We start from the raw sequence: 11,741 nt of genomic DNA, 5'->3' as shown, positions 1-11,741 counted from the left end.
GAATTAGGAAATTCTAGCTTTATGAATCATTTTAGATTTATAACCAGCTGATAGGATATCTATATTACGTGTTGCTACTGTATGTAATAATTTAGAAAAAACTTCAGGTGGACAAATGATACTTGCACAATTTTTATTTAATGTATAGCTAATATCATAATGATTCATAAACATATTCATTATATCTATCACTTTGTCTTTAATAAAAGCATCTTGTAATCCGTCAATAGATAGTTCAAATCGTTTAGCTGATTGATATAAATGATCTGAATCAAGTAGTTCATCAAGTTGTTTTGGTGATAATATTTGATAAATAGTGAAATTATGAAAACTTAAAAAGCTAATAAAATAAGGTAATTGTTGTTTTGGTAAGCTCACTTCTAAAGCATACATACCTTGTTGTTTAAATATTTGATATTGAAAGGATTCGCAAAATTTAATCTGCTTACATAGCTTTGATAATGATTTGCGAGATGATCGAGATTTTAAATCTGCGATATTTATAATGTAAGTTTCAAATTTGTCTATCAACATGTTATGCCTCCCGATTGCTAACATTCATGGTTTAGAAATTTATTGTTAAGTAGGGTAATAGTTTTTGTTGCTTTAAAATGATTGTACCATGCTTCTTTTTGATATTCACTAGGACTTTTGAATGAAGACTAGTAAAAAAAGAATATTTCATTAGTCAATACTATGAGAATCATGGATTAAAGGACTTTATTAAAATCTAATTACAGGGACCGTAAATAACTTAAAATATAAGAAAATTCTGAAAATAACATTGTCCATTATAAATAGTTATGATAATATTTGTCATTATTAACTATTAAGGGTGTGTTTATATGTTAAATCGAATCAGTCAATTTGCGACAAAAACATTTATATTTTGGATGTTATTTGCTGCTGTGCTTGGATTTATTTTTCCTTCACACATCTCAATATTAGGTGGTTTCGTACCATACCTGCTTGGGATTGTTATGTTAGGAATGGGGATGACTATAGATCCTAAAGACTTTAAAATTGTTTTACAATCACCAAAACCTGTCATTATTGGCGTTATTTTACAGTTTACGATTATGCCTACCTTAGCATTTCTTATTGCTAAAGGCTTTCAATTACCTCCTGAAATTGCCATAGGTGTGATTTTAGTTGGATGCTGTCCAGGTGGAACATCTAGTAATGTAATGAGTTATTTAGCTAAAGCAAATGTAGCATTATCTGTAGCGATAACGAGTGTATCAACTTTAATTGCGCCTTTTGTTACACCAGCATTAATCTATATTTTTGCACATGAATGGTTGAAGGTCTCATTTGCCAGTATGTTATGGTCAGTCGTTCAAGTAGTATTGATTCCAATTATTATAGGATTTGTATTCCAAAAGGTAGCAAGACGTTTTGCTCAAAAGACAGCTACAGCATTACCATTAATTTCTGTTATTGCCATTTCTCTTATTTTGGCAGCTGTAGTCGCAGGTAGTAAAACACAAATTTTGAAAACAGGATTGTTAATTTTTGTAGTTGTTATCTTACACAATATTCTTGGTTATACAATCGGTTATGTATTAGCTAAAGTATTCCGAATGGATTATAAAGATAAAAAAGCCGTAGCGATAGAAGTAGGTATGCAAAATTCTGGTTTAGCAGTATCACTTGCAACAGTTCATTTTAGTCCTTTAGCTGCTGTGCCAGGGGCTGTATTTAGCTTAGTTCATAATATTTCAGGACCTATTCTTGCAAAATATTGGTCTTCTAGAAGTAAAGATATTTAATTGACTCATTTATCTGAAGATTAAATCCCATTTTTAACTAAGATAGTATCTAGATTATGTTAAAATATGAGACATTGAGATTTAATTTTTATTATAAAAAGATAAAGGAGTACGCATATGTATAGAGCAGTTGTTTTTGATTTTGATGGAACTATAATCGATACAGAAAAACATCTTTTTGATGTCATTAATAAACATTTAACTAAACATAATGAATCACCAATTACTTTAGAATTTTATAGAAGATCAATAGGTGGGGCAGCAACTGAACTTCATAATTATCTTGAAGCACTTATTGGCCCAGAGAAAAAAGCAGCTATTTATAAAGAACATAATGATACAAGTGGACATTTACCAATAATAGAAACGATTCAACAATTAATGGAATATTTAAAGCAACGCCATATACCGATGGCAATTGCGACTAGTAGTCATAGAGAAGATATATTACCTACATTTCATAAACTAGGTTTAGATAAATATATAGAAGTGATAGTAGGTAGAGAAGATGTTGAAAATGTTAAGCCCAATCCGGAACCTTATTTAACAGCAGTACAACAACTAAATTATAATCCGACAAACTGCTTAGCGATTGAGGATTCAGTAAATGGTGCAACGGCTGCAAATAGTGCCGGTTTGGATGTTATTGTAAATACAAATGTTATGACTGAAGAACAAGACTTTTCTACTGTTAATTATGTAGCTAAAGATATTGATTTCGATAATATTGTTCAGCGCTTCTTTAGTCGTAAATAGGAGGTATGGTATGTTTTATACTATCCTGTTTTTCATAGCTGGACCTATCATTATCGGTATTGGAAACTTGATATTAGGTCCTATGTTTAATAAACGTATTCCTTTACACATACATGTGCGATCTTTTCTTGTTGGTACGATGATATATTTAATATTAGCGACAATTGGATATTTCTTATTATTACAAGGTAGATTATAAAAAATCCGCTTCAATTATGAGTAGATCTTACTCAGTTTGAAGCGGATTTTTACTGATTAAAATATTTCATTACATAATTTTTAATAACAAGGTAACTAAAATCAATACAATTAATATCGCATCAATACCAACCATAATAGCAAAACGAGTGGTTTTTTGACCTTGAGACTTAGCTAATTTTAAAGCGTTATAATTTGGTATTAAACTAATAATTAATAAGATAAGAATAATTACGCCAATAATGACAGACATTAACTTTGTCCTCCGTTCCTATTTTCAATATATTCCCAAATAAATCCTGCGATAATACCCACTACAATCCCTATTAAAACGCCTATTTTTATATGTGAAATCATGGCACCAATAATTAATCCAATAATAATGGCTATTGGCAAAGTAGTTCCAAATTTCATTTTTCTCTCAGGAGAATTTAAAATGGTAAACGCAACTACATATATGATAAAGAAAACAATTGCTGCCAGTAGTGACTTACCAATTAATGGTAGTAGATTTGGGTTTTTAACAGAAAAATAATTGAGTAAGAAAAAGATAATTAAAAATATGATTGATATTTTTAATGCTTTTTGAATTAATGTTTTACTCATAATGTACTCCTTAATAAATATATGAAAAGTATATCATAAACCTAAAATGAACCATAAAGTAAATCTCTTTAAAGGAATTTTTAAAAAAGTTGAAATTAATTAATTATTGCAAATACAGTAAAATTGCGGGTTTGCAAAAGACTGTCATAATAGTTTTGTAAGCGATTTCAATAAATTGTTAAAATATTGTTTCAATTTTGTCATTTTATAGTATAATTGCATCAATAAGTTTATTATTATTTTATCCTAGTAAAAAAGAGGTGTGTTATTAACATGGAGAATAACGAATTACAAAGGGGATTAAGTGCACGTCAAATGCAGATGATTGCACTAGGCGGTACGATTGGTGTTGGCTTGTTTATGGGAGCAACAAGTACAATCAAATGGACAGGACCGTCAGTAATATTTGCGTATTTAATTGCGGGTATATTTTTATTTTTAATCATGCGTGCTATGGGAGAAATGATTTATATTAATCCAACAACTGGTTCTTTTGCTACATTTGCTAGTGATTACATACACCCAGCAGCTGGATATATGACAGCATGGAGTAATATATTCCAGTGGGTAGTCGTAGGTATGAGTGAAGTTATAGCTGTCGGAGAATATATGAATTATTGGTTCCCGAATTTACCTCAATGGATTCCAGGGGTTATAGCTATTTTATTATTAGCAGCTGCTAACTTAGTATCAGTAAAAGCCTTTGGAGAATTTGAATTTTGGTTCGCTTTAATTAAAGTTATAACAATTGTTTTAATGATTATAGCAGGTTTTGGTTTAATATTATTTGGCTTAGGTAATGGTGGACATCCAGTTGGTTTTTCTAACTTATGGTCACATGGTGGATTTATGCCAAATGGTATAGTCGGTTTCTTCTTTGCACTATCAATCGTTATAGGTTCATATCAAGGTGTTGAATTAATTGGTATTTCAGCAGGTGAAACTAAAGATCCACATAAAAATATTGTAAAAGCAGTTAACGGTGTTATCTGGCGTATACTTATTTTTTATCTTGGTGCCATCTTTGTTATCGTTACAGTTTATCCATGGGATGAGTTAGGAAGCATCGGAAGTCCGTTTGTAGCAACATTTGCTAAAGTCGGTATCACATTCGCAGCTGGTTTAATTAACTTTGTAGTATTAACAGCAGCAATGTCTGGTTGTAACTCAGGAATCTTTAGTGCGAGTCGTATGATTTATACATTAGCACGTAAAGGTCAACTACCTAAGATTTTTACTAAAGTTATGAAAAATGGTGTACCAATTTATACGGTATTAGCAATTTCTATAGGAATCTTAATTGGAGCTTTATTAAACGTTATTTTACCACTGTTTATTAAAGGTGCAGATAGTATATTTGTATATGTGTATAGTGCTTCAATTTTACCTGGTATGATTCCTTGGTTTATGATTTTAATCAGTCATATTCGTTTTAGAAAATTACATCCTGGTGAAACTAAAAACCATCCATTTAAAATGCCAGGTGGTATAGTTGCAAGTTACTTAACAATAGCGTTTCTAATTATTGTTTTAATCGGTATGTTATTTAATAAAGAAACTGTAGTATCAGTAGTAATTGGTATCGTATTCTTAACTGCTGTAACTATTTATTACTTTATTAGATATAATAAAGCAGAGAAAAATTTAAAAAAAGATAATTCATTAAAATAAAATCAATTTAAAAAGCAGCATTAACGTCATTAAACTTGCGTTAGTGCTGCTTTTCTATATTTGAAATGTATATAATTAACAATAGGATTGAGCTTAGACAATATTTTAGTCTAAACTTAATCCTATTTAATTAATGCTTAAAGTCAATATTAGAAAGATGCTTTCTATAATTATCTAATGCCATTTTAGATTGTGTAATAAAGTCTAAAGAAGATTGATAGTTTAAAGCAATATATCGATAATAAAGAACATCAATCGTAAACATTTGTGCTAATAAAGATGTTGTAGCGCCCATGCGCATTTCATTTTCATCAGTTTCACCATAATCTAGTACGATATCTGACATTTGAGAAATGGTATTGTTGGGTGAACTAGTTATTGTCACAATTGGAATATGATAATCTTCAACTACTTTAGCAATAGATTGCATTTCACTTTGTGTTCCATTGTTTGTGATAAAAATAACGCAATCTCGACTATCACAAGAAGCAAGCATCGTAGTGAAAATATGTGTTTCTTGTGCAAGTTGTGCATTCATACCAATCCGTGAAAGCTTTTGATATAAGTCGGTCGCTACGACAAAAGATGCACCATATCCATAAATGAATATTCTATTAGAATGTTTGAATTGATCGCAAATGAGATCTACGGTTTTATCGTTCAGATTATTATTTGCTTTAGTTAATGCACCATTTGCACGAGCAAGCATCTTCTTTTTAAGTGATGAGGTGCTTTCATTATCAACTAATTCAACATTATAAACAGTTGTTTCTTTAGGCATGTACTTTGATAGTTCGATTTTTAATTCTTGAAAACCACCATCTACCAATTTTTTACTAAATCGGATAATAGATGATGGACTCGTATCAAGTTCTTGTGCAAGATCTTGAGAATTCATCTTTATGACTTCGTGTGGTGCATTTTGAATATAATTTGCTATTTTTTTCTCGTTTTTTGTTAAATAGGGATACTGGTTATCTATTTCATATAAAATGTTCGTCATTTTAATCACCCAGTTTGTTAGAGTTTCTCATTTTTTTTGTAGTTCCAAATAAAAATGTCATGATAAAGCCACCTATATATGCTGAAATTAAACCAGCAATATAACCTAGATACATATTGTCTGAGATTAAAGGTAATAAAGATAAGCCACTAGGTCCAACAGCTTTAGCGCCTATATGACCAATTCCTCCAATAACAGCACCGCCAATACCGCCACCAAGACATGCAGTGAAAAAAGGTCTACCGAGTGGCAACGTTACACCATAAATCAATGGTTCCCCTATACCTAAGAAACCTACGGGTAATGCGCCTTTTAAAGTATTTCTAAGTGGTTGATTATGACGACAGCGTACCCATAAAGCAAGGGCAGCACCAACTTGACCAGCACCAGACATTGCAGCGATAGGTAGTAAATAGGTTGCGCCAGTACTATTAATAAGCTCGATATGGATTGGTGTAAAAACGTGATGAAGTCCTAACATGACTAATGGAAGGAAAAAGGCACCAATAATAAATCCGCTAAAGATACCACCAACGTCAATCACCCAATTCACAACATGCACTAAACCATCTGATATAAAACCAGCAATTGGCATTATTATAAATATCGTCAATAAACCAATGGTAAGTAGTGATAGGGTGGGTGTGATAATAATATCTATTGATTCTGGTACTGCTTTATGTAGTTTCTTCTCAATCATACTTAAGATCCAAACGGCAAATATAACACCTATAATTCCACCTTGACCAGCAACAAGAGGTTCTCCTGTGAAAATATTTTTTATAGGATTTTCATCGGTTAGACCTGTTAATAATGTTGTACCTCCTATAACACCACCTAAACCTGGTGTAGCACCAAAAACTTTAGCACTATTAATCCCAGTGAAAATGGCTAAGTAAGCTAACATACCATCTTTAATAACATTTAATACGGTAACAAGTTGTTTCATGAAATCTCCAGATATCATGTGCGCAGTTAACATATTGTTTAATACTGCAGCTATACCACCGATTAAACCTGCCCCTATAAATGCCGGGATTAAGGGGATAAAGATGTTAGAAATGGACTTTAAAATACGTTGCCATTTACTTTGCTTTCTTGAATTTTGATAATGCTTTTTATTTTCGTTAGCAAGTTGTTCAGCTTGTGATTTATAGCTTTGATTTTCAGAATGATTGATGTCTTCACCCAATGGTACATGACTGTATTCAGCCATTTTATTAGCGACCTTATTAACAATACCTGGACCAACAATAATTTGAAGATGATCATCTTCGACAATCCCCATGACACCTTCAATTTGATGTAGTTTATCGTAATTTACAATACTTGAATCATTGATAGTTAATCGAACTCTAGTCATACAATGCATTATTCGCTGTATATTTTCGATGCCACCTACAGCTTTTATAATTTCTTGAGCAAGTCGTTCTTCTTTACTCATGGAATTAGCCTCCTTTAACCTTTGATGGCTTGCTTAATCACTCCATTATGTTGTAGTAATTTTTGTTGTGCTTCATCTTTGGTTATGTCACTTAAATTCATGACAATTGCAGTTTTAATATCTTTATCGGCTTTTTCATAGAGTAACTTTGCTTCTTCGTCATTTAAATCACATATTTCTTTAATGATGCGTATTGAACGGTGAATTAATTTCTGATTGGTTGGTTTTAAATCTACCATTAAATTATCATAAACTTTGCCAACACCTATCATTGTCATTGTAGAAATCATATTGAGAACGAGTTTTTGTGCCGTTCCTGATTTTAAACGTGTTGATCCTGTTAGTACTTCCGGACCTACAGGTATTTCTAATGCATATTGCGCTACTTTACTCATTTTACTGTCTGTATTACATGAGATTGAAACACTAGTAGCACCCACTTTGTTAGCATAAGTTAAAGCACCTTTAACATAAGGTGTGCGCCCACTTGCAGAAATACCTATAACCATATCATTTTCAGTTAAACCAATATTCTCTAAATCTTTTTGACCTAGCGCTTCATTATCTTCGGCACCTTCAACAGCTTTTGTCATCGCTTTAGGGCCTCCAGCAATAATACCTATTACTTCATTTGGTGAAGTGTTAAAAGTGGGTACACATTCAGCAGCATCTAGTACACCTAATCTACCGCTTGTTCCTGCACCAATGTATATCAATCTACCGTGCTGGCTAAATTTTGCAATTGACTCATTAATAACGTTTGTTAACTTTGGAATAATAGATTCTATAGCTTTAGGAACTAATTGATCCTCTTGATTCATTGTTTTAAGTGCATCTTGAATTGACATTTCATCTAAATGCATTGTTTGTGCGTTACGTGATTCAGTTGTTAAATCATTCAATGCTTATGTCTCCTTTAAACATATAAATTCAAAAGTATCGCCTGGCTGCATGATTTTAAGAAAAGGAAGATCTTGTTTACAAATACGTGCAAGACGATTGATATTTGAATGTCCTGGAAGAGATGTTTTAATAATTTGAAGTTCACCTTCATAACGACCATTGAGGTGGTTATCGATAGTAATATCTCCAGGCAAACGTTGTTCGATACCAATAGGTGTAATTTTCTGATTCACCATTAATCTAGATGTTTGAGAACGTAAGACATGTTCGGGCGAATCAATTCTTACATGGTGTTTTGCATATAATAGATTTAATAAATGATTATCATTATTTTCGACATTATTGATATGCAATACAAAGTGATGTTGAACAAATATTTGATAAAGTTGTTTAGCTAAATTGATTTCCAAACCATTGTCAGCAATAACGATAGTATTAATACCAGTTAGCTGTAGTTCATGTACAGCTTGAAAAGCATGTTCATGCCTATGATTTTCTATTGTAGGTAAGCCTTTGTATAGAGGACCTCTTAAGTTTGTTCCAGGAATAAAAGCAAATATCTTAGCATTTGGATCGAACAAATGAATAAGATTATTTTGCTGTTGAAGTGATGACAAACTTAATCCTGTATCAGGTCTAGGATAATAATTATGACAATAAATAAGTGTTCGAATATTTGGATTACTATAAATAGTAGATAATATATGATGCGTTATTGTACTAGCATTAATACAACATTGATATCCTCTTTTTTGAATATCAAGAATAAGATTCACATTAAGTTGATCATCAATTCTAATAACAAATTCCCCGTTTGAGAATTGATCTAATAAACTGTAAAAGTGGTGATTAAGTAAAGAAGGATTTACATCAATAATAAAAGTGATTGAATATTGCGATAATAACTGGCACAATTCTCCCAAATGCGACAGTTTAAATTGATCATCTTCTTCTGGTATTTGAAGGGAAGTAAAAATGGTATCGTATCCCTGAGATACCATTGATAGAATATAAGATTCATTCAATCTATGTCCTATAGATACCGAGAAACCAAGCATGATCATCCTCCTCAAATAATTGCTTAATCATATCCGATTATAACGCTAATATTATTAATTTACAATTTGCATATTAGAATAAAGTATAAAATTTTTACAAAAAAATTAAAAAACAATAAAAATTAAAATAAATAGTTGTTTAGAGGTTAATGTGTATTCATTAAATATTGTAGAGAAAGAAGTTTTTTAATTGGTATAAGATTTATAATAAGTTAAACTGTCGAAAATCATTAATTGATAATGATTGATGGTTTGGCAACTGTCTCCATTTTTTGTAATGTTAAAAGGATGTTCGTTGAGAAAGGTGATTAAGTTTTTATAATTGTTTAAATTTGGATCAGTAGGTTTAAATTGATCTGATAATTGTGAGTTCATCCAGTGAGATTCTTCAATGAGTAAAGTGGTAAATTCGTTTAATGTGGTCTCGAATTTGTTATGATTAAAAAGTATATAATACTTTAATTTTTCAGTTATCATAATGAGTTGAGTTAATTTTAATTCTATGTGGGTAAATGTTTCTTGTGAATTCATAAAGCCTCCGTTTAGATATAATGATAAAAAGAAAGGATACATAATATGAAACTTTCGAATAAAGGGTATCGTTTTAAAGATATTGCGTGGAGAGATTTGTTATTAATACCAATTATCTTCATTGGTTTGATAATATTTTCTATGGTAGGTTTTGGGATATTAAATATACATTATACTCACCCAGATAAATTAATGCAGTCAATGATGGCGACTGTTGCACAAGTGATGAGTTATATTATTGCAATTTTAAGTTTTTACCTAATGCATTTAAAATCATTTTCCAAAAGATTTAATAATGGAATTAATTATGTAAAAAAGCATTGGATATTATTAATTGCCATGTTGCTTATAGCACTTGGGGCATCATCGCTTTATGAGTGGTTGATGCAATTTTTACCGAAGTCATTACAGTATAGTGAAACGCAAAATGAATTAGCACTTGATCAATTATTCAAAATACCTTTATTTTTACCTATAGCGTTTCTTTTAATTGTCATTGTTGCACCTATTGTTGAAGAATTGGTGTTTAGACATATTCTTATCGGAGAGTTAGGTAAGAAGTTTAATTTTATTTTTATGGGGATTATTTCAGCAGTAACGTTTACTTTAATACATGTTAGTGGTGCGAAATCACCATTTGAATTTGGGGCATACTTTATATTAGCAATTATATTGGTGGTTAGTTATTTAAAAGCTAAAAGAAATTTAGCGTCCTCAATTACCATTCACATATTAAATAACCTCATATCATTTATATGGACGCTATTTATTGTTTATTAGAAAAACGAAGTATAGCCTGTGACATAAAAGATGTCACAGGCTATATGTATATTGTCGCCTAGTGAGATAGTTATAGAAATCATTTAAAGTCATACTTTTTGTGTAACAAATTAGTATGACTTATTTAATAGCAATAAGCTATTAAGAACAAAAGGTTCGCATGAACTAAAGAGTTCATGCATAAGAGTTACTACGCACTAAAGTGCAAGTACCTCTAATGAATTAGGAGTGAAATAAAGGATTACACTAGCTAAAGCTAGTGCATAAGAACCACTAGCCTAATAAAATTAGGAGTGGTTCTTTATATTTCAGATGGGGTCTGATAAAAATTGCTGATAGTTATCAATTGTTATATCTTGTGTTTTAATTGTTTTTTCAAATGAATAAGAAATGTCTTGTATATCTCTTATTAAAAGTTCTCTAGTGGAACCTAAGCCAATTTCGAATACGATAGCATGCCATTGACCATCTTTACACAACAATCCAATAAAGATTACATTTTCAGCAACAGTTCGATCTTCTTCGTAAAAATCTACTAGCATCACTTTACGCTCAGAACAGTATATTAAAATATCAGAAAAAATATTGGGTAATGTAACCTGAGTAGTGTCTTCAAATTTTATATAATAGTCCATCTTTTTTAATAATTTGCGTATACGTGTTTGCGGTAAACTTAAACATTGTTTCAAAATAGCCTGAATTTCTTTCGCATAGGGCAAAGTTGAATAAGATTGACTTTCATTTAAAGTAAGAAATAATGCAGAAAGTTGAGCATCTGTTAAAGTTAGCGCAATTTTTGATTGTGATTCTTGAATTTTATAGCCGCCTTGACTGCCATGTGATGCATGTATTTGTACACCTTGATTTTCTAAATCATCAATATCTCTAAGAATTGTACGTTTTGAAACTTTAAATCTTTTTGCTAATTCAGAAGCAGTAATCTTATTACTTTGCTGAATTTCTTGTATCAGTCGATTTTGACGTTCTAATTTATTCAATGAAAGTCACCTCCAATAAAC

At 31.0% G+C, this 11,741-nt stretch carries 14 protein-coding genes; 5 read left to right on the top strand and 9 right to left on the bottom strand.

Annotation, left to right across the window (positions count from 1 at the left end; genetic code table 11):
* Positions 1-3: 3 nt before the first annotated feature.
* Positions 4-534 carry a hypothetical protein gene (locus tag LFT63_RS06595; protein WP_017636469.1) on the bottom strand — a complete coding sequence of 177 codons (531 nt, stop codon included), beginning with the start codon at positions 532-534 and terminating at the stop codon, positions 4-6.
* Positions 535-845: 311 nt separating this feature from the next.
* On the opposite strand from LFT63_RS06595, the gene LFT63_RS06590 reads away from it, so the two are divergent.
* The 3 genes from LFT63_RS06590 to LFT63_RS06580 all read left to right on the top strand — a co-directional run bounded on the left by LFT63_RS06590 (position 846) and on the right by LFT63_RS06580 (position 2,727).
* Complete coding sequence (locus tag LFT63_RS06590; protein ID WP_017636468.1) at positions 846-1,772, top strand: bile acid:sodium symporter family protein; 927 nt, start codon at positions 846-848, stop codon at positions 1,770-1,772.
* Between the two features lie 117 nt (positions 1,773-1,889).
* Positions 1,890-2,528: an HAD family hydrolase gene (locus LFT63_RS06585; protein WP_029055817.1), complete on the top strand. Its 639-nt coding sequence runs from the start codon at positions 1,890-1,892 to the stop codon at positions 2,526-2,528.
* 10 nt (positions 2,529-2,538) lie between these two features.
* Entirely contained in the window at positions 2,539-2,727 is a 189-nt protein-coding gene (locus tag LFT63_RS06580; protein ID WP_017636466.1) for a hypothetical protein, read from the top strand.
* A 69-nt stretch (positions 2,728-2,796) separates the two neighbouring features.
* Here LFT63_RS06580 and LFT63_RS06575 read toward each other — a convergent pair whose 3' ends face one another.
* Both LFT63_RS06575 and LFT63_RS06570 read right to left on the bottom strand, forming a co-directional pair.
* On the bottom strand, positions 2,797-2,979 hold the full coding sequence (locus LFT63_RS06575; protein ID WP_017636465.1) for a hypothetical protein: 183 nt from the start codon (positions 2,977-2,979) through the stop codon (positions 2,797-2,799).
* Positions 2,979-3,332, bottom strand: a complete 354-nt coding sequence (locus tag LFT63_RS06570; RefSeq protein WP_029055818.1) for a hypothetical protein — start codon at positions 3,330-3,332, stop codon at positions 2,979-2,981. Before LFT63_RS06570 ends, LFT63_RS06575 begins: the two co-directional genes overlap by 1 nt.
* Before the next feature lie 273 nt (positions 3,333-3,605).
* On the opposite strand from LFT63_RS06570, the gene LFT63_RS06565 reads away from it, so the two are divergent.
* The gene (locus LFT63_RS06565; protein WP_107999881.1) at positions 3,606-5,003 is read left to right on the top strand and encodes an amino acid permease; all 1,398 of its coding nucleotides are present in this window, start codon (positions 3,606-3,608) and stop codon (positions 5,001-5,003) included.
* Positions 5,004-5,133: 130 nt separating this feature from the next.
* On the opposite strand, the gene LFT63_RS06560 is transcribed toward LFT63_RS06565, so the two are convergent.
* The 5 genes from LFT63_RS06560 to LFT63_RS06540 all read right to left on the bottom strand — a co-directional run bounded on the left by LFT63_RS06560 (position 5,134) and on the right by LFT63_RS06540 (position 9,942).
* Complete coding sequence (locus LFT63_RS06560) at positions 5,134-6,006, bottom strand: MurR/RpiR family transcriptional regulator (protein ID WP_017636462.1); 873 nt, start codon at positions 6,004-6,006, stop codon at positions 5,134-5,136.
* 1 nt (position 6,007) lies between these two features.
* Positions 6,008-7,450, bottom strand: a complete 1,443-nt coding sequence (locus tag LFT63_RS06555) for a PTS transporter subunit EIIC (RefSeq protein WP_029055820.1) — start codon at positions 7,448-7,450, stop codon at positions 6,008-6,010.
* Positions 7,451-7,464: 14 nt separating this feature from the next.
* The gene (murQ, locus tag LFT63_RS06550) at positions 7,465-8,352 is read right to left on the bottom strand and encodes an N-acetylmuramic acid 6-phosphate etherase (RefSeq protein ID WP_017636460.1); all 888 of its coding nucleotides are present in this window, start codon (positions 8,350-8,352) and stop codon (positions 7,465-7,467) included.
* A 3-nt stretch (positions 8,353-8,355) separates the two neighbouring features.
* Positions 8,356-9,411, bottom strand: a complete 1,056-nt coding sequence (locus LFT63_RS06545; RefSeq protein WP_017636459.1) for a MupG family TIM beta-alpha barrel fold protein — start codon at positions 9,409-9,411, stop codon at positions 8,356-8,358.
* Positions 9,412-9,597: 186 nt separating this feature from the next.
* Positions 9,598-9,942 carry a hypothetical protein gene (locus LFT63_RS06540; protein WP_029055821.1) on the bottom strand — a complete coding sequence of 115 codons (345 nt, stop codon included), beginning with the start codon at positions 9,940-9,942 and terminating at the stop codon, positions 9,598-9,600.
* A 45-nt stretch (positions 9,943-9,987) separates the two neighbouring features.
* On the opposite strand from LFT63_RS06540, the gene LFT63_RS06535 reads away from it, so the two are divergent.
* Entirely contained in the window at positions 9,988-10,722 is a 735-nt protein-coding gene (locus LFT63_RS06535) for a CPBP family intramembrane glutamic endopeptidase (protein ID WP_017636457.1), read from the top strand.
* Positions 10,723-11,030: 308 nt separating this feature from the next.
* Here LFT63_RS06535 and LFT63_RS06530 read toward each other — a convergent pair whose 3' ends face one another.
* Positions 11,031-11,720, bottom strand: coding sequence for a helix-turn-helix transcriptional regulator (locus LFT63_RS06530; RefSeq protein WP_340768386.1), 690 nt, complete (start codon positions 11,718-11,720; stop codon positions 11,031-11,033).
* Between the last annotated feature and the right edge of the window lie 21 nt (positions 11,721-11,741).

Source organism: Staphylococcus sp. FSL H8-0121 (genome assembly GCF_038008425.1).
Lineage (GTDB): Bacteria > Bacillota > Bacilli > Staphylococcales > Staphylococcaceae > Staphylococcus > Staphylococcus pasteuri.
This window is presented reverse-complemented; position numbering and strand designations above follow the sequence as displayed.